The organism is Geodermatophilus sp. SYSU D00705 (genome assembly GCF_054050135.1).
The window spans coordinates 1-16,739 of the sequence record NZ_JBJGYT010000057.1 but is presented as its reverse complement, the minus strand read 5'-3'; the positions used below and the strand labels follow the sequence as shown (position 1 = coordinate 16,739).

At 74.5% G+C, this 16,739-nt stretch carries 19 protein-coding genes; 10 read left to right on the top strand and 9 right to left on the bottom strand.

What is annotated here, in order from left to right:
* The 3 genes from ACI78Q_RS22990 to ACI78Q_RS22980 form a co-directional block, all read right to left on the bottom strand.
* Positions 1 to 236, bottom strand: a 236-nt coding sequence (locus ACI78Q_RS22990; RefSeq protein WP_456925795.1) for a 3,4-dihydroxy-2-butanone-4-phosphate synthase, incomplete at its 3' end; no start/stop codon positions are given.
* A gap of 11 nt (positions 237 to 247) precedes the next feature.
* Complete coding sequence (locus ACI78Q_RS22985; protein ID WP_456925794.1) at positions 248 to 742, bottom strand: flavin reductase family protein; 495 nt, start codon at positions 740 to 742, stop codon at positions 248 to 250.
* Positions 743 to 753: 11 nt separating this feature from the next.
* Entirely contained in the window at positions 754 to 1,062 is a 309-nt protein-coding gene (locus ACI78Q_RS22980) for an EthD family reductase (RefSeq protein WP_456925793.1), read from the bottom strand.
* 216 nt (positions 1,063 to 1,278) lie between these two features.
* Between ACI78Q_RS22980 and ACI78Q_RS22975 the strand changes: the two genes are divergently transcribed.
* Positions 1,279 to 2,769 carry an aldehyde dehydrogenase family protein gene (locus tag ACI78Q_RS22975; protein ID WP_456925792.1) on the top strand — a complete coding sequence of 497 codons (1,491 nt, stop codon included), beginning with the start codon at positions 1,279 to 1,281 and terminating at the stop codon, positions 2,767 to 2,769.
* 20 nt (positions 2,770 to 2,789) lie between these two features.
* Here the strand turns inward: ACI78Q_RS22975 and ACI78Q_RS22970 are convergent, their stop codons facing one another.
* Positions 2,790 to 3,824, bottom strand: coding sequence for an Lrp/AsnC family transcriptional regulator (locus ACI78Q_RS22970; protein ID WP_456925791.1), 1,035 nt, complete (start codon positions 3,822 to 3,824; stop codon positions 2,790 to 2,792).
* A gap of 106 nt (positions 3,825 to 3,930) precedes the next feature.
* Between ACI78Q_RS22970 and ACI78Q_RS22965 the strand changes: the two genes are divergently transcribed.
* From ACI78Q_RS22965 to ACI78Q_RS22945, 5 genes are all read left to right on the top strand, one after another.
* Positions 3,931 to 5,004 (top strand): LLM class flavin-dependent oxidoreductase, encoded by a 1,074-nt coding sequence (locus tag ACI78Q_RS22965; RefSeq protein ID WP_456925790.1) that lies wholly within the window; start codon positions 3,931 to 3,933, stop codon positions 5,002 to 5,004.
* Positions 5,001 to 5,183: a hypothetical protein gene (locus ACI78Q_RS22960; protein WP_456925788.1), complete on the top strand. Its 183-nt coding sequence runs from the start codon at positions 5,001 to 5,003 to the stop codon at positions 5,181 to 5,183. The genes ACI78Q_RS22965 and ACI78Q_RS22960 overlap by 4 nt, the downstream gene beginning before the upstream one ends.
* Positions 5,180 to 6,676 (top strand): purine-cytosine permease family protein, encoded by a 1,497-nt coding sequence (locus ACI78Q_RS22955; RefSeq protein WP_456925786.1) that lies wholly within the window; start codon positions 5,180 to 5,182, stop codon positions 6,674 to 6,676. The genes ACI78Q_RS22960 and ACI78Q_RS22955 overlap by 4 nt, the downstream gene beginning before the upstream one ends.
* On the top strand, positions 6,673 to 8,349 hold the full coding sequence (locus ACI78Q_RS22950; RefSeq protein ID WP_456925784.1) for an amidohydrolase: 1,677 nt from the start codon (positions 6,673 to 6,675) through the stop codon (positions 8,347 to 8,349). Before ACI78Q_RS22955 ends, ACI78Q_RS22950 begins: the two co-directional genes overlap by 4 nt.
* An 81-nt stretch (positions 8,350 to 8,430) precedes the next feature.
* On the top strand, positions 8,431 to 9,903 hold the full coding sequence (locus ACI78Q_RS22945) for an NAD-dependent succinate-semialdehyde dehydrogenase (protein WP_456925783.1): 1,473 nt from the start codon (positions 8,431 to 8,433) through the stop codon (positions 9,901 to 9,903).
* Between the two features lie 6 nt (positions 9,904 to 9,909).
* Here the strand turns inward: ACI78Q_RS22945 and ACI78Q_RS22940 are convergent, their stop codons facing one another.
* Entirely contained in the window at positions 9,910 to 10,332 is a 423-nt protein-coding gene (locus ACI78Q_RS22940) for a DUF1810 domain-containing protein (protein WP_456925782.1), read from the bottom strand.
* Entirely contained in the window at positions 10,329 to 12,248 is a 1,920-nt protein-coding gene (locus ACI78Q_RS22935) for a S9 family peptidase (protein ID WP_456925781.1), read from the bottom strand. Before ACI78Q_RS22935 ends, ACI78Q_RS22940 begins: the two co-directional genes overlap by 4 nt.
* 356 nt (positions 12,249 to 12,604) lie before the next feature.
* Between ACI78Q_RS22935 and ACI78Q_RS22930 the strand changes: the two genes are divergently transcribed.
* Together ACI78Q_RS22930 and ACI78Q_RS22925 are read left to right on the top strand one after the other, a co-directional pair.
* Positions 12,605 to 12,931: a hypothetical protein gene (locus tag ACI78Q_RS22930; protein ID WP_456925780.1), complete on the top strand. Its 327-nt coding sequence runs from the start codon at positions 12,605 to 12,607 to the stop codon at positions 12,929 to 12,931.
* A 179-nt stretch (positions 12,932 to 13,110) separates the two neighbouring features.
* The gene (locus tag ACI78Q_RS22925) at positions 13,111 to 13,590 is read left to right on the top strand and encodes a hypothetical protein (protein ID WP_456925779.1); all 480 of its coding nucleotides are present in this window, start codon (positions 13,111 to 13,113) and stop codon (positions 13,588 to 13,590) included.
* Between the two features lie 76 nt (positions 13,591 to 13,666).
* Here the strand turns inward: ACI78Q_RS22925 and ACI78Q_RS22920 are convergent, their stop codons facing one another.
* The gene (locus tag ACI78Q_RS22920) at positions 13,667 to 13,828 is read right to left on the bottom strand and encodes a hypothetical protein (protein WP_456925778.1); all 162 of its coding nucleotides are present in this window, start codon (positions 13,826 to 13,828) and stop codon (positions 13,667 to 13,669) included.
* A gap of 93 nt (positions 13,829 to 13,921) precedes the next feature.
* Here ACI78Q_RS22920 and ACI78Q_RS22915 point away from each other — a divergent pair, with 93 nt between their 5' ends.
* Positions 13,922 to 14,302 carry a YybH family protein gene (locus ACI78Q_RS22915; RefSeq protein WP_456925777.1) on the top strand — a complete coding sequence of 127 codons (381 nt, stop codon included), beginning with the start codon at positions 13,922 to 13,924 and terminating at the stop codon, positions 14,300 to 14,302.
* Positions 14,303 to 14,353: 51 nt separating this feature from the next.
* Here ACI78Q_RS22915 and ACI78Q_RS22910 read toward each other — a convergent pair whose 3' ends face one another.
* Positions 14,354 to 15,262: an alpha/beta hydrolase gene (locus ACI78Q_RS22910; RefSeq protein ID WP_456925776.1), complete on the bottom strand. Its 909-nt coding sequence runs from the start codon at positions 15,260 to 15,262 to the stop codon at positions 14,354 to 14,356.
* Positions 15,263 to 15,384: 122 nt separating this feature from the next.
* Here ACI78Q_RS22910 and ACI78Q_RS22905 point away from each other — a divergent pair, with 122 nt between their 5' ends.
* Positions 15,385 to 16,299 (top strand): helix-turn-helix domain-containing protein, encoded by a 915-nt coding sequence (locus ACI78Q_RS22905; RefSeq protein ID WP_456925775.1) that lies wholly within the window; start codon positions 15,385 to 15,387, stop codon positions 16,297 to 16,299.
* Positions 16,300 to 16,305: 6 nt separating this feature from the next.
* On the opposite strand, the gene ACI78Q_RS22900 is transcribed toward ACI78Q_RS22905, so the two are convergent.
* Complete coding sequence (locus tag ACI78Q_RS22900; protein ID WP_456925774.1) at positions 16,306 to 16,623, bottom strand: EthD family reductase; 318 nt, start codon at positions 16,621 to 16,623, stop codon at positions 16,306 to 16,308.
* Positions 16,624 to 16,739 lie beyond the last annotated feature (116 nt).

The following is a 16,739-nucleotide window of genomic DNA, read 5'->3' as shown; positions in this document are numbered from 1 at the left end:
TCCTCCTCGGTCACGGCCACGCAGATGTAGCCCGAGGTGTAGCGCACCATGAACGCCACCAGCTCCGGCGTGGCCAGCTCCGAGGCGAAGATCAGATCGCCCTCGTTCTCCCGGTCCTCGTCGTCCAGCACCACCACCGGGCGGCCGGCCCTGACCGCGGCGATCGCGGCCTCCACCGCCGCCCACCGGGTCGCCGGGCCGGGGGGCTGCACGGGCGCGAGTTCGAGGGTCGTCATGGGTCCTCCGCTCAGCGGACCAGCGTGGTGAAGCCGGAGCGGTGCCACACCAGCGGGTGGGAGTCGTCGTCGGCGTGCATCGCGAGGACGCGCAGCACGACGATGTCGTGGTCGCCCGCCGGGTGGACGTCCTCGGTCGAGCACTCCAGCCAGACGGGGGCGCCGTCGAGGAACACGGCCCCCGACGGCGCGGTCGTGGCCGCGACGCCGGCCAGCCGGCCGTGCCGCTCCTTGCCGGCCAGCTGACGGGCCTTGGGCGCGTGCGCCTCGCCGAGGACGGAGATCCCGAGGACCGGCGCGGTCGCGAGGTCCGGCCAGGTGGTCGAACTGCGCTGCACGGCGAACATGACCAGGGGCGGGTCCTGGGAGACGCCGACCGTGAACGAGGACGCGACCAGCACCGTCGGCGTCCCCCCGACGTCGGCCGCGACGGCCACCACGCCGGACGGGAAGCCGGCGAAGACCCGGCGCAGCGCCGAGGGGTCGGGTCCGCAGGGTGCGAGCACGGGCGCGCTGCTCACGCCCGACCGACCGGCGCGACGTCGGCGCGCGGCACCCGGACCAGTGAGACCCCGGCGCCGGCGAAGGTGGCCAGGTCCGCCGCCGCGGCCGCGCCCTCCGGTGAGGTGAACGCGGCGTCCGCGGCGTCCCCGGAGGCGAAGGTCATCCGCGCCACGACGTAGGCGGAGGGGTCGTCGCCGTGCCCCCAGGTGAACTCGAGGAGACCCGGCATCGCCCGCGTGAGAGGGGCGTGGACGTCCCGGTAGTGGGCGTCGAACGCCGCGGGGTCCTCGGGCGAGGCGTAGATGGCGAAGACGTCGAACACGCTGGTCCTCCTGGGTCGTGGAGCGGAACGGCCCGATCCCGGCCTCCGTGGCGGAGGACCGTACTCAGCGCGACACAGAGTTTGCAAGGCCGTGATCCGCTCTAGCCAAGATGAGTCGAGCACTGTTACGTTCCGTCGTGAAGCCCGTCACACCGCTCGCCGCCGCCTTACCGCGGCCGGGCCGAGCGCCCCCGTCCCTCCTCCCGTGGAGCTGCCTTGACCACCACCGCCCCCGCCCCGATCGCCGGTCTGTTGCCGGAGGCCGGCCGGTTCGTCTCCCGGGCCGCCGTGCCCGCGTCGGCCGCGGACCACGACGGTCCGTGGATCCCGACGGTCGACCCGTCCACCGGCCGCGAGATCACCACCGTCGCCGCCTGCACCGACGACGAGGTCGACGTGGCCGTGCGCGCCGCGCACGAGGCGTTCACCGGGTCGTGGGGCCGCATGTCGCCGTTCGCCCGGGAGCGGGCGCTGCACCGGCTGGCCGACCTCATCGAGGAGCACGCCCTCGAACTGGCCCAGTACGACGCGCTGGAGAGCGGCAAGCCCGTGGCGTTCGTCGAGGCCGTCGACATCGGCCTGGCCGTCGAGCAGTTCCGCTACTACGCCGGCTGGCCGTCGAAGATCGCCGGCTCGGTCGTCGCGGTCCCGGACCCGTCGGCGCACGTCTACACGACGCGCCGGCCGTACGGCGTCGTCGCGGCGATCACGCCGTGGAACTTCCCCTTCTGCCAGGCGGCCATCAAGATCGCCCCGGCGCTCGCCGCCGGCAACACCGTGGTCCTCAAGCCCTCCGAGCTCACCTCCCTGTCGACCCTGCGGCTGGCCGAGCTGGCGCTGGAGGCCGGCCTGCCGGAGGGCACGGTCTCGGTCGTCACCGGCCCCGGGAGCGGGGCGGGCGCCGCGCTGGTGGCCCACCCGCTGGTGCCGGCCATCTCGTTCACCGGGTCCGAGGCCGTGGGCCGCCGGCTGGCCGCCCAGGCCGGCGCCGACCTCAAGCACATCTCGCTGGAGCTGGGCGGGAAGAACCCCAACGTCGTGTTCGCCGACGCCGACGTCGAGCAGGCCGCCGCCGCGGCCGCGACCACGGCGTTCTTCTACACCGGCCAGGTCTGCTTCGCCGGCTCCCGGCTGATGGTCGAGGAGAGCGTCCTGGACGACGTCCTCGCGGTGGTCCACGACCACGCCGCGAGCCTCGTGGTGGGCCCGGGGCTGTCGCCGTCGTCCACCATGGGGCCGCTGGTGTCGGCCGCCCACCGCGACAAGGTGCGCGGCTTCGTCGACGGCGTCGCGGGCACCGGTGCCCGGGTCACCACGGGCGGCCGCGACATCGGCGGCGAGCTCGCCGACGGCTACTTCTTCGAGCCGACCGTCGTCGTCGACCCGGCCGACGCGTCGCCGGTCGCCTCGGAGGAGGTCTTCGGCCCGGTCCTGGTCGTGCAGACCTTCCGCGACGAGGAGGAGCTGGTCCGCCGCGCGAACGGCACCCGGTACGGGCTGACCGCCGGTCTGTGGACGCGGGACGTCGGGCGCGCCCACCGCCTCGCCGACCGGCTGCACGCAGGCACGGTGTGGGTCAACACCTACGGCGACTTCAGCGCGACCGCGCCGTGGGGTGGCGCCAAGGCCTCAGGGCTGGGCCGGGACTGCGGTCCGGACGGGCTGGCCAAGCACCTGGAGACCAAGACCGTCTGGCTCGCCGGGTGAGCCCCGCGGCCGGCCGGGCCTCAGGGAGCCGGGGAGTAGGGGAGCAGGGGCTTGTAGAGCACGTCCAGGTAGACGGAGACGTCCACCGAGCCCACCCCGTCGATGGCCCGCACCTGGTCGTCGACGAGGGCCAGCAGGTCGTCCCGGTGCCGGCACACCACCTCGGCCAGGACGTCGCACCGGCCGGCCGTGATGGCCACGTAGGAGACGGCCGGCAGCGCCGTGAGCCGCTCGGCCACGTCGACCCGGCGGGCGCCGGGGGCGAGCCGGACCGCCAGCCAGGCGGATGCGGCGTACCCCAGCGTCAGCGGGTTGGCGATGGACATGACCTTCACGACGCCGGCGTGGCTGAGCCGCTGGAAGCGCTGCCGGACCATGGTCTCGGAGACGCCGAGGCGCGCGGCGACGTCGCTGAAGGGCACCCGCCCGTCGATGGCCAGCTGGGTCACGACGGACCGGTCGACGGCGTCCATGAGGGTGGGTCGCACGCCGCTGGCGATGTCGAGCCGGTCGGGGTCGAAGCGGGCCTGCTGGTAGTGCAGCCGGAGGTAGGGGAGCACGTCGACCCCGGTGACCCCCGGCAGGGAGCGGAACTGCTCGTCCACCAGCACCCGCAGCGCCGCCGAGTCGCGGCACAGGACCTCCACCTGCATCGCCTCGGCGCCGGTCGTGACGGTGACGTAGTCCACCTCGGGCAGCGCCACGACCCGGGCGGCGAGGTCGTCGGTGGCCGCGCCGCTGCCCAGGGTCAGCCACAGCAGCGCCATCGAGGCGTAGCCCAGGACCTCCGGGTCGGTGACCGCGGCGATCTGCAGCACCCCGCGCTCCTGCAGCCCCGCCACCTTGCGGCGCGCGGTCCGCTCGGTCACGCCCAGGCGGCGGGCCAGCTCCGCGTACGGCGTCCGGCCGTCCTCCTGCAGCAGCAGGACCAGGCGGCGCTCCACGTCGTCGAGCTCGGGGCCGCCGGGCGCCGCGCGCAGGACGGGGACCCGCGGCGGCAGTGGATCCGCGGCCGGCCGCTCGTCCCCGATCGGACCCCCGTTCCCCGCTGACACGTCCGCAACCTAGCAATCCGCACCACCGCGGCTGCGCACCGAGCGGCAGCCGTTCCCCGCCGGAGGCGCCCCGCAGCCGGCGACCGCACCCACGAAAGGCACGACCATGCGCATCGGACTGCTGCAGGAAGGCGACCTCGTCGGGACCGACGTCGCCTCCCGGTACCACCAGATGATCGACGAGGTCCGCCTCGCCGACCGGCTGGGCTTCTCCACCTGGGGCACCTCGGAACAGCACTTCAGCCCGCCGCACTTCTCGGTGGCCGCACCGGAGGTCCTCTACGCCGCGATCGCGGCCCAGACCGAGCAGATCAAGCTGCGCCCGATGGCCTCGGTCCTGCTGGCCTGGAACCACCCGATCCTCATCGCCGAGCGCCTGGCCACGCTCGACATCGTGTCCCGGGGCCGCGCGGAGATCTGCACCGCGCGCAGCAACAACCTGCACACCCTCGGGGCCTTCGGTGTCGACCCCAAGGCCACCCGTGCCCAGTGGGAGGACGGGATGGACCTGCTCATGAAGGCGATCAGCCGGCCGGTCGTCGAGCACGACGGGCCGGTGTGGCAGGTCCCGCCGCGGGAGATCATGCCGCGGCCGGTCACCCAGCCGCACCCGCCGGTCTCGGTCGCCGCCTCGAGCGTCCAGTCCCACGGCAACGCCGGCACCCGCGGCATCGGGGTCATCACCTTCGACAACTACTTCGGGTTCGACTACCTCGACGAGTGCCTCACCGAGTACCGGCGGGCGTTCGACGCGGCCGACCACACCGGCGTCCTCCGCCCGAACGACTACCGCGGGCTCTACGTCGCGACCGCCTTCTGCGCGCCGACGCGGGCCGAGGCCATGGAGGTCGCCGGCGGGATGGCGAAGACCTACTTCGACTTCATCCTCGACCTCTACATCCCCCTGGCCGACAACCCCGGTTACGAGTACCTCGACCGGATCAAGGCCCTCATCGAGCACCGCGATGACATGGAGTGGCTCTGCGAGAACACTCCGTCCGTGATGATCGGGGACCCGGACGACTTCATCGGGCGGATCAAGCAGCTGGAGGCCATGGGTCTCGACGAGCTGCTGCTGCGCATCGACGGCGTCGGCCACGAGCAGATCAAGCGGTCGCTCGAGCTCATCGGGCACGAGGTGATCCCGGTGGTCGACACCGGCGTGGGCGGTGCCCGGTGAGCCGGCCGGTCGAGCAGCACGACGGGGCGTGGGAGGCCCAGGAACTCGCCCGCCGCTGCAGCGAGATCGAGGACCCCGCGGTCCAGGGTCTGCCGCTGCTGCGCGGTGACTACGTCGCGCTGCTGGTCGTGACGGTGCTCGTCCCCCTCGTCCTCGTCCTCATCGGGAGCCTGATGTGACCGCCCAGGAGACCTCGCAGCACGCGGCGCTGCAGAACGGCTGGCCGCGCCTCCGCCAGGAACGGCACTGGGACGGGCGCGTCACCTTCGGCATGTCCATCGCCACGGCGGTGGCCACGTGGTGCTTCATCATCGGCGGGTTCGTCAGCTTCTACCTGACCGCCGTGGCAGGCACGCTGGCCATCCTCGCCGGCTCGCTCATCGGGATGCTGTTCATCGTCCTCGCGCTGCTGCCGGTGTGCGCGAAGTACGGCATCGACTCGGCGGTGTCCAGCCGCCCGCAGCTCGGCGTCCGGGGCTCGGTCCTGTCCGTCGTCCTGATCTACGGGTCGACGCTGGGCTGGAACATCGTGCTGTTCGTCTTCATGGGCCGGGCGACCGCATCGATCATCGAGGGGTTCGGCTACACCGCGCCGGGCTGGATCACCGGGGCGTCCGGGATCGCCGGCATCCTCGTGTCCCTGCTGGTGCTCCGGAAGGGCCCTGAGTCGCTCCGGGACTTCGGGCCGCCGATCGCCGTCCTCACCCTCGTGCTCGGCGTGGCCGTCATGGCGCTGCTCATCTACAAGCTGGGTGTCGGTGAGCTGCTCGACGCGCCCGCGGTGTTCCCCGCCGAGTCCGAGCGGGTGAACTGGGCCAGCGGCATCGAGGTGCTCATCGCCTCGAACCTGTCCTGGTGGGCCTACACCGGCGGCATCGTCCGCAACGGTCCCTCGGCGCGGAAGTCGCTGTGGCCGCTGGTCATCGGGCTGGGCCTCGGCGTCGGCGTCGGCTCGCTGGCCGGCTTCTACGCCGGCCTGGTGATCCCCTCCTCCGGCGGCGACCCCACCCAGTTCCTCGTGGAGACCGGAGGGCCGGTCATCGGCGTGGTCCTGCTGGTCTTCGTCCTCATCGCCGACCTGGGCACCGTGGTCGTGGGCGTCTACGCCTCCGCGATCGCGCTGCGGCAGCTGCCGGGCGTGGCCAAGGTGTCCTGGAACGCCACCACCTTCCTCGCGGTCCTCCCCGCCTTCCTGTTCGTGGGCTTCTTCCCCGATGCCGTCTTCGACCACTTCGGCACGTTCCTGTCCTTCCTGGGGGTCGCCTTCGGGCCGATGTGCGGCATCCAGATCGCGGACTACTTCCTGCTCCGCCGGCAGCGGCTGGACGCGCACGCGCTCTACGACCGCACCCCGGCCGGCGCGTACCACTACTGGGGCGGGGTCAACCCGGTCGGGCTGGTCGCCTTCGCCGCGGGCGTCGTCGCCTACCTGTACCTGCTCGACCCGGTGACCTACGAGGCGCGGGAGCCGTTCTCCTTCCTCACCGCGTCGGTCCCCGCCGTCCTGGTGTCCGGGCTCGTCTACTGGGTCGGCGCCCGGCTGGTGCTCGTCCCGGCCGGCCGCGGGGGCTACGGGGCTCCCCACGCCGTCCGGGCGGTCCCGTCCCAGCGCCACGCGGTGGCCGAGGGGACGACGGTGGCCGGCCGCACGACCGCCCCGGAGACCACGTGAGCGCCCCGGCGGACACCGTCCTGGTCGGCCGGGCGATCACCATGGGCCCGGACGGCGAACCCGACGGCCCCGTGGCGATCGGCATCCGCGACGGATCGATCACCGACGTCGTCCCGGCCGCCCACCGGGACGCCCTGACCGGCGACCGGACGACGGTGGTCGACGTCGGGGACCGGGTCCTGGTGCCGGGGTTCGTCGACCCGCACGTCCACTCGGAGGTGGCCGCCCGCACGCGCTACCTCACGGTGGACTGCCGGGCGCCGGGGTGCCGCACCGTCGCCGACGTGCTCGACGTCCTGACCGCGGCGCTGCCGGAGGCGCGGGACGGCTGGCTGGTGGGGGAGGCCAACCTCTTCTTCGACCGCAAGCTGGCCGACGGGCGCTTCCCCACCCGCCAGGAGCTCGACGGTGTGAGCCGGTCCGTGGCGATCGTGCTGCGCTGCGGCGGCCACCTGAGCGTGCTCAACACCCGGGCGCTGGAGCTGGCGGGCATCGACGCCGACTACCGATCGGTCGACCACAGCATCACCGGGCTGCCGACGGTCGAGCGTGACCCGTCGGGGGCGCCCACCGGCGTGGTCAAGGAGATGGACAACCTGCTGCCGCTGCCCGACCTCGAGCCGGGCGAGCTGCAGCGGGCCGTCGAGGAGGGGATCGCCGACCTCTTCACCCGCCACGGCGTCACCACGCTCGGGGAGATCTCGGAGACCGTCGCCGGCCTCCGGGCCTACGACGCCGCCCTGGCCGCCGGGACGCTGGCGACCCGCATGCACTTCTACCTGTGGGTCCCCGGGACGACGTCGCTGGAGGACGCCGTCCGGTACCGGGAGTGGGCGGACTTCTCCGTCGGCCGCGAGCTGGCCCGGATCCAGGGCGTGAAGATGTTCAGCGACGGCGGGTACTCCGCCGCGTCGGCCGCCATGAAGCGCCCGTACGTCCTGCCGGAGCTCGGGCCGGACCACTGCGGGCACGTGGCGCTGAGCCGGGAGCAGCTCGTCGAGGCCCTGCGGCGGACCGCGGACGCCGGGCTGCAGCTGGCCGTGCACGCCAACGGGGACCGCGCGCAGGACGCCGTGTGCGAGGCGTTCGCGGAGGTGCGCGCGGAGCTCCCCGCGGGCGCGCCCACCCCGCGCATCGAGCACGCCGGGAACTTCGTGCCCGACTACGCCGGCGCGACGGCGGGCTGGCGGCGGGCGGGCATCGTCCCGTGCCCGCAGCCGGTGTTCATCCGCAACTTCGGCGCGTTCGTGCCGGAGTACGTCGGGGAGTACGCCCGCCGGGGGCAGTTCCCGTTCCGCCGGCTGCTCGACGACGGCTGGCCGATCTCGGCCAGCTCGGACGTGTGGATCGGCTCCGACCAGGGGCAGACCAACCCGTTCGCGAGCATCGCCGCCTGCGTGGGCCGCGCCGACTTCCACGGCGACCCGCTGGAACCCGACCAGGCCATCACGGTCGAGGAGGCCCTGCGGATGCACACGCTGCACGCGGCCCGGGCGCTGGGGGAGGGGGACACCCGCGGCTCGCTGGAGCCGGGGAAGTTCGCCGACGTCGCCGTCCTGGACCGCGACCCGCGGCGGTGCGGCGTCGAGGAGCTGACCGGCACCACCGTCGAGCAGGTCTACCTGGGCGGCCGGCTGGTGCACGACCGCACCGGGTCCCTCGCCGCGTCCTGACCCGCTGCCAGGACCCCGGCCGCCCGGCTGCGGCCGGGGTCCCGGCGTGCCCGCCGCACCCCACCGACCGAGGAGAGACCCATGGCAGACAGCCCCCGCGCGCACGTCCCCGGCATCGCCCGGCCCGTCCCCACCGGCGTCCTGGTGGGCGGGACGTGGCGGGACTGCGGCGACGGCGCCGCGTTCGACGTGCTCGACCCGGCCGACGGGACCGTGCTCGCCCGGGTGGCCGACGCGACCCCCGCCGACGCCGCCGACGCGGTGCGGGCGGCCGCGGAGGCGCTGCCCGGCTTCGCCGCCACCCCGCCCCGGCAGCGGTCGGAGGTGCTGCGGCGGGCCTTCGAGCTGATGACCGCCCGCGCCGAGGAGTTCGCGCTCCTGATCACCCGGGAGAACGGCAAGGCGCTGACCGACGCGCGGGCCGAGGTCGCCTACGCCGCGGAGTTCCTGCGGTGGTTCGCCGAGGAGGCGGTCCGCATCGACGGCGACTACCGCGTCGCCCCCGCCGGCGGGACCCGCACCCTCGTCACCCGCCAGCCGGTCGGGGTGTGCCTGCTCATCACCCCGTGGAACTTCCCCGCGGCGATGCTCACCCGCAAGATCGGCCCGGCCCTCGCCGCCGGCTGCACCGTCGTGGTCAAGCCGGCCGAGGACACCCCGCTCACCGCGCTGCTGCTGGCCGAGCTGCTGGAGGAGGCCGGCGTTCCCGCCGGGGTGGTCAACGTGCTGCCCACGGTGCGGGCCAGGGAGGTCGCCGCGACCGCCATGGCCGACCCGCGGCTGCGCAAGATCTCGTTCACCGGCTCGACCGAGGTGGGCCGCGTCCTGCTCAGGCAGGCCGCCGACCAGGTGCTGGTCTCCTCCATGGAGCTGGGCGGCAACGCGCCCTTCATCGTCTGCGCCGACGCCGACCTCGACGCCGCGGTGGACGGCGCGATGCTCGCGAAGATGCGCAACGGCGGGTCGGCCTGCACGGCGGCGAACCGCTTCTACGTGGAGACGCCGGTCGCCGAGGCCTTCGCCGCCCGGCTCGCGGCGCGGATGGGCGCGCTCACCTCCGGCCGCGGGGACGACCCGGGCGTCCACCTGGGGCCGCTGGTCAACGCCGCGACGGTGGCGAAGGTCGACCGGGTGGTCCGGGAGACGGTCGGGGCCGGCGCGCGGGCGGTCGTCGGGGGCACCCGGCCGGAGGGGCCCGGCTTCTTCTACCCGCCGACGGTGCTGCTCGACGTCCCGTCCGACGCCGCCGCGATGACCGAGGAGACGTTCGGGCCGGTCGCGCCGATCGCCACGTTCGACTCCGACGACGACGTGGTGGCCCGCGCCAACGGCACGCCGTTCGGCCTGGTCGCCTACGTCTACACCGGCGACCTGGCCCGCGGCCTGCGCATCGCGGAGGCGCTCGAGACCGGCATGGTCGGCCTCAACCGCGGCGCGGTGTCCGATCCGGCGGCTCCCTTCGGCGGGGTCAAGCAGTCCGGGCTGGGCCGCGAGGGCGGGCACGAGGGCATCGGCGAGTACCTGACCACCAAGTACGTCTCGTTCCCGCTGTGAGCGCGGTCAGATCCGGCCGAGCGTCGCCTCGTCCCGCTCGCCGCCGAAGAAGCGGTCCAGCACGGCGCCGAACACCGCCGCCTCCGGCTCGGCCCGCTCGAACAGCGTCATGGAGGAGCGCAGCTTGACCGCGTCGACCGGCCCGAGCACCCCGACGGCGTCGGGAGTGCCGAGGTCCAGCAGCGCCTGCGCGCACTCGACCAGGCGCGGGCCGAGCAGCGGGTGGTCGAGGTAGGCCTGCGCCTCGGGCAGCCCGGAGACCGCGTAGTGCTGGGCGGTGGAGCTGCGGCCGAGCCCGGCGACCTGTGGGAAGACGAACCACATCCAGTGGCCGCGCTTGGCCCCGGCCCGCAGCTCGCGCAGCGCCGCCTCGTACACGCCGCCGTCCTGGGCCTGCACGAACCGGTCGAGGTCGAAGGGGTCGGTCACTCCTCCAGGGTGACCGGTACGGCCTCGTCCGGCGCGGCGTCGGCGGTCCCGGCGCCGTCGAGGGCGGCGGTGAGGAAGCCCAGCATCGTGCGGACCAGCAGCTTGCGGGAGTCGGCGCGGCGGTAGTCGTGCCCCTCGCCGGCGAGCTCCAGGTACTCCACCGGCCGGTCCATCGCGCGCAGCGCCGCCACGATCTGGTGCGCCTCGCCCAGGGGCACGTTCGTGTCGTGCTCGCCGTGCACCACCAGCAGCGGCACGTCGATCCGGTGCGCCGAGGCCAGCGGCGAGATGTCGTCGAGCAGGGCGCGGTCGCGCTCGGGGTGCCCGTACTTGGACACCGCGGCCGCGGCGATCCACGGCTCGCTGTCCCGGTAGAAGGTGACCAGGTCGGACATGCCGCAGATGTCGACGCCGGCGGCGAAGACCCCGGGGGAGAACGCCAGCGAGGCGAGGGTCAGGTACCCGCCGTAGGACCGGCCGGTGACGGCGATCCGGTCCTTCGGCGCGATCCCCGACTCCACCAGGTGCTCGGCGGCGGCCAGGACGTCGGCGAACGCGGCGTGGCGCAGGTGCAGGTCGTCGGCGTGCACGAACTCCCGGCCGAACCCCGACGAGCCGCGGATGTTGGGCGCGAACACCGTGATCCCCGCCGCGGCCAGCGCCTGGTGCTCGGCGGAGAACGTCGGCCGCTCCTGCGCCTCCGGGCCGCCGTGCAGGTACACCACCGCCGGGCCGGGGCGCTTGAGCCCCGCGGGGGCCCGGTACAGCCAGCCGGTCAGGGGCAGCCCGTCCTGCCCGGGAAAGGTCCGCAGCGTGGGGACGACGAGCCGCTGGGCCGGCAGCGGGGGAGCCGAGGTCACCCGCGTCCACGCGTGCGTGGTGGTGTCCACGTGCCACAGCTCGCGCGGGCGGGTCGGCCCCTGCACGCCGAGCACCACGCTGCCGCCGTCGCGGCTGAGCACCGGGTTGGCGGCCACCAGGCCGGGCAGCCCGGAGATCGGGGTGCGGCCACCGGTGGCGGTGTCCATCAGCTCCAGCTCGCTGCGCCCGGCCACGTTCCACACCAGCAGCAGCAGCTTCCCGGCGTCGTCGGCGTCGACGAACTCCAGCTCGGCGTCGTCGCGGGCGGCCAGCGTCCGGGGCTCGCCGCGCCAGCCGTTGGGCCCGAACGGCAGCCCGATCAGCTGGCGGCGGGGCAGGCCGACGTCGGAGGCCATGTAGACGTAGACCGGGCCGGAGTGGTCCTCCGGGGCGGGCCGGATCAGCGCGACGTCGGTGGACCCGGTCGCGCCCTGCGGCAGCACGCTGAAGTCCTGGTCGGTGAGCCGGTCGACGACGACCACGTACTGCTGCCCGCGCTCGCCGTCGCGGACGACGATGAACCGCTCCTCCAGCGACACGTCGAGCACGTGGATCAGCACGCCCTCGGCCAGCGGGTCCAGCCGGCCGGTCGCCGGGTCGGCGAGGTAGGCGCGGGTGGGCTGGCCGGCCGCGCCCGGGATCGTCACGACGAAGCGGTGCCCGCTGCGGGTCCAGGGGCCGAGCTCCGCGTGGGTCTCGGAGTCACCGGCGATGCGGCGGGCGTCGGTGCCGTCGGGGCGCACCACCCAGACCGCCGTCCGGACGCCGCCGTCGGTGGCGACCTCGCAGGTGAGCCAGCCGCTGTCGGCCGCCCACCGGACCGAGACGACGGGGTCGTCGGAGAGGCGGATGTGCCGCGCCGGCGGGATGGTGCCGTCCAGGACGACGTCCTGGATCCAGACCTGCGGCGTGCCGGAGCGGTCGCTGATGAACGCCACGCGCCGGGCGTCCGGGGTCATGTTGGGCCCCCAGCTGCCCCAGGCGTCGACCAGCTGGTCGGCGAGCCTGGCCGCGGCCTCGACGCTCGTCGTCCGCCTGTCCAGGTCCGTCGTCACCCTGTCGTGCCCCCTCGCTGCCGGCTCCCGTGCGGCGCCCACGGTACGGCCCGTCCGCCGGTGGATCCTGGCCCGTGGCCGAGCTGTTCCCTGCGGTACGGGCACCGGTGACGGGTGGTGCACGGCGGGCACGCGACGCCGCTGGAGCCGGGTGTGCACCGAGTGGCGTCCCGTGGTGTCGGTCGCAGAGCGGGCCGCTGCGCCGGACTACGGTCGCGGCCACGCCGTCGGTGGGACACCGGCGGAGGCATCCGCCCGCATCCCGAGAGCAGGGGTCGCTGCCTGCCCGGGGTCCTGGGCGTGGGTCGGCCGTGGCCGGGTGCCAGTCACGTGTCGAGCGATGGACGGGGATCTCCGTGGGTGACTTCTTCCAGGGCGTCGTCGGCGCCCTCGCCGGGGTGCCGGTGTTCATGATCGGGTTGTGGGTGCTCGGTGTCGTGCTCCTGCCGTTCGGCGGGCTCCGCGTGTGGCTGAACGGCTGGCTGCGCTGGGAGGCCGTGCTCCGTGCCGCCAGCTACGTGAACGTCCTCGTGGGCGTCCTCAACGTGCTGGCGGCCTCCAGCGACTCCGGGGACGGCTCCGCCGCGCTGGCCGCCGGCCACCTGCCGACCGCTGTGGCCGTGGCCGTGCTGGTGCACCGTCAGCTCGACGGCCGCGGCATCCGGATCCGCCAGCGCGTCTGACGCACCCACCCGGGCGGCCCGCGCCGATGACCCGCACCTCCTGGGGCGGGGGCACTCCCTGACGCGGATCCTGTACCGCCGGTCCGGTCCGCCGGTGTGCCGCGACCTTCCCTTTGCTCGGGCGTGTCGGGGACGCCCAAGATGACCCTGTCTCGTTTCGAAATGGGATGGGAGTCCCCATGCCCGACTGGGTCACGGGCGTCGCTGCCGTCGCCGCCCTCGTGGTCAGCGCCATCACCGCCCTGACGCAGTACCGCCTCGGGCTCGAGCAGAAGGCCCTCGAGGTCAGACAGATCGAGCTGGCCACCCGGCAGATGGCCACCCCGGCCGGGCCTCCGGCGCTCGCGGCGGAGGTCGCGCTGCGGTGGCGGGAGCAGGTGCTCGCCCTGCACGACCGCGGCCTGAGCCCGGAGGAGATCCGCTGGATCATGTGCTGCGAGGACGGCGGCGCGGCCTACGAGGAGCGCAACGGGATCATCGACGAGATCGTCGGCAACGTGCCCCGCGTGCCGCCGGCCGGGCTGGTCGAGTCGCGCACCCGCACCAAGGCCCGCCGGCTGCCGCGGCCGGACGGCGCCATGCGCGCCACCGCCCACCGGCGGCCCGCGTTCGAGCCCGGCCGGCTGGAGCAGGAGGTGCGCGGCGTCCCCGCCGGCTGATCCGGACCGGGTTGCTCCACGGATGCTCGTGCTCTGCCCACCACCGTGGGCAGAGCACGAGCATCCGCGAGACAGGTCAGGAGGCGACGACCGCGGGGCCGTCGGCGAGGAAGCTGCACCACGCCTTGAGGTTGGAGTCGTCGAGGGCCGCGACGTCGAACTCCGGCGCGGCCTCCTCCACGGTGTGCCCGGCCTGCTCCAGCGCCTCCGGTGCCCGCGTCGAGCGGCGATCGTCCACCCTCCGGGAGGCCCGGCGCATCGGGTCGGAGGTCCCTGTCGGGCTCTCGTGGGCGGTTCGACGCTGGGTGTCCGCACCCGCGAGGAGGACACCATGAGCCGCAGCGACATCGACGCCCTGAACGCCACCTTCATCAAGGGCGTGGAGGAGAAGGACGCCGCGATGATGGCGTCGGTCTACGCGCCCGACGGGCGCGTGCTGGCGCCCGGAGCTCCGGCGGTCGAGGGCAGGGCCGCGATCGAGGAGTTCTGGAAGGGCATGCTCGACCAGGGCGTGGAGAGCGGCACGCTCACGACGCTCACGCTGGTGGAGCAGGGCGACCTGGCCGTCGAGGAGGGGCAGTACGAGATCCGCGCCGGTGGGGCGGTCGTGGACACCGGCAAGTACGTCGTCGTCCACCGGCGCCAGCCCGACGGCTCGTGGAAGTTCGGGATCGACATCTTCAACTCCGACCAGCCGTCCCCGCAGGCCTGACCCCCGTCCCGGCTCCCCGCGGGTGGCGCCGCGGGGAGCCGGGCGCGGGGCTCAGCGCAGGTACCGCTGGAACCAGCGCAGCTGGGCCGGTGCCGACTCCTGGAACGAGTCGCCGGTGTAGGCGTCGAAGTGCCCGACCGGCAGCACCAGCAGCTCCTTGGGGTGCCGGGCGCGCTCGTAGTACTCCAGCGTCAGGTCGGCGACGGTCAGGTGGTCCTGCGCGGCCACGACCACCATCAGCGGGGTGGGTGCGATCTGGCCGATGTAGGCACCGGGCTCGTACTCGGTGAACATCTCCACCGACCGCAGGGTGACCTCGTTCCGCCAGGTGGTCGCGCGGTCCAGGACCGGCCCGAGGAAGAAGTCGTGGCTGTCCTCGGTGGGCAGCGCGCACGCCTCGTCGGGCTCCTTCTCCCAGGCGACCTGGATCATCGCGGGGTCCTTGCCGGCGTAGCGGGCGGCCCGGTCGGCGTCGAACATCTGCCGCAGCCCGGCGAAGGCGTCGGCGCGGATCAGCCGGCGGGCGTTGGCCAGCCCGCTGACCAGCGGCACCTGCGAGACGACGGCCTTCACCCGCCGGTCGAGCGCGGCGACGACGAGCACGTGCCCGCCGCTGTAGCTCGACCCCCACACGCCGATGCGGTCGGGGTCGCACCACGGCTGGGTCTGCGCCCAGGTGATCGCCGTCCGGTAGTCGCGGATCTGCTGCCACGGGTCCAGCTCGCCGCGGGGCGTGCCGTCGCTGGCACCGAGGTTGCGGTTGTCGTAGACGAGCACGCCGAGACCGCCCGCGGCGAAGTGCTCGGCGAAGTCGTCCAGGAACATCTCCTTGGTGGCGGAGAAGCCGTGTGCCATGACGACCAGCGGTCGGCGGGTGTCGGTGGCGCCCTGGTCGGGGGCGTAGTGCCACCCGCGCAGGGTGACGCCGTCCTCGGTCGCGAACTCGATGTCCTCTCGCATGCCGCCGACCGTGCCGCGCCGCGTGGCCGGCGTCGCGACGATGCCCGCACGGTTCGCGGCGATGCCTGCAGGTCTTGCCGCGCCTGGCGGGCGGGGGTTGGCTGCGCGGCGGGAGGTCCGCGATGACGCTGGTCGCCGAACGGTGGGACGCCGCCGACGTGCCCGCCGCCGACCGGGACGACGCCTTCCGCGAGGTGGTCAGCGCGACCCACCTGCCGTGGGCACTGACCCCCGGCGAGCGCGTGCCCGGGCCGGCCGGCCTCGTCCGCTACCGGGTCGGCGACCTCACCCTGGTCGACTGCCGCTGCGGCCCGTGCTCCGGCTCGCGCGGGCGGGCCCAGCTGGCGGCGACGGACGACGACGTCGTCGGGGTGCTGTTCGTGCGGTCCGGGCTGGAGCAGGTGGAGGTCGGCGGCGCGCGGGTGACCCTCGGCCCCGGGACGGCGCTGCTGTGGCGGGCCGACGAGCCGGCGCGGTTCCGGGTGCCCGGCCGGCTGCACAAGTGGACGCTGCTCGTGCCGTCGTCCCGGCTGCCCGGCGCGCGCAGCGGCCTGCTGGAACCGGCGGCCGCCCGCCTGCTGACCGCGCTGCTCGGGACGACGCTGGCCTCCGCCGGGGCGCTGGACGAGCGGCTCGGGCAGCCGGTCGCCGACGCCGCGGTGGGCCTGCTGGCCGGTGCCCTCGCCCCCCGGGACGACTCAGCCCCGCCGCGGGACGACGCGGCCTGGGCGCGGGTCACCGCCCACGTCGCGGCACACCTGCGCGACCCGTCCCTGACCCCGGCGGCGATCGCGGCCGGCGCCTACGTGAGCGAGCGCTCGCTGTACGCGCTGTTCGCCGCGCGCGGGCTGACGCCGGCCGGCTACGTGCGCCGGCGTCGGCTGGACGGTGCGGCGCGGGAGCTGGCCCGGCGGGGGACGACGGTCACCGTCGGCGCGGTGGCGCACGCCTGGGGCTTCCGCGACTCGGCCACCTTCGGCCGAGGGTTCCGCGCCGCGTTCGGCCGGACCCCCGACGAGGTGCGGCGCGGCCCCTGAGGGCTCCTATGCGCGGCGGCCGACGTCCTCGACGTCGAAGAAGGCGACGCTGACGCCGCCGGTGGCGAAGCTGCGGACGTCCTTCCCGGCGGCGGCCCACTCGGGGGTGCGCATGGCCTCGCCCATCGCCTCGGCGGACTCGAAGTCGAGCTCGGCGACGAGGTAGGTGGCCGGCGGCTCGCCGTTGACGGCGGCGGGGCGGCCGAGGGTGTACCGCAGCACCCCCGGGACCTCGTTGACCAGCCGGACGTGCTCGTGATAGCTCTCCTCGAAGACCGCCGCGTCGGCGGGCTGCCCGTACTGGACGACCATCCTGTGCACCATGCCGCCGAGCCAAGCAGGACGCCGGGCTGGTCGCAGCGGCCCTTCCGCACGGCGGCGCCCCGGGTGACCTCCTCCGCGGAAGCTCGTGCTCTGCCCACCAACCTGGGCAGAGCACG

Excerpts from the sequence above, each read along its gene's own strand:
- ACI78Q_RS22965 (WP_456925790.1), top strand. The coding sequence starts at position 3,931 with ATGCGCATCGGACTGCTGCAGGAAGGCGACCTCGTCGGGACCGACGTC.
- ACI78Q_RS22945 (WP_456925783.1), top strand. The coding sequence starts at position 8,431 with ATGGCAGACAGCCCCCGCGCGCACGTCCCCGGCATCGCCCGGCCCGTC.
- ACI78Q_RS22925 (WP_456925779.1), top strand. The coding sequence starts at position 13,111 with ATGCCCGACTGGGTCACGGGCGTCGCTGCCGTCGCCGCCCTCGTGGTC.
- ACI78Q_RS22915 (WP_456925777.1), top strand. The coding sequence starts at position 13,922 with ATGAGCCGCAGCGACATCGACGCCCTGAACGCCACCTTCATCAAGGGC.
- ACI78Q_RS22910 (WP_456925776.1), bottom strand. The coding sequence starts at position 15,262 with ATGCGAGAGGACATCGAGTTCGCGACCGAGGACGGCGTCACCCTGCGC.
- ACI78Q_RS22905 (WP_456925775.1), top strand. The coding sequence starts at position 15,385 with ATGACGCTGGTCGCCGAACGGTGGGACGCCGCCGACGTGCCCGCCGCC.
- ACI78Q_RS22900 (WP_456925774.1), bottom strand. The coding sequence starts at position 16,623 with ATGGTGCACAGGATGGTCGTCCAGTACGGGCAGCCCGCCGACGCGGCG.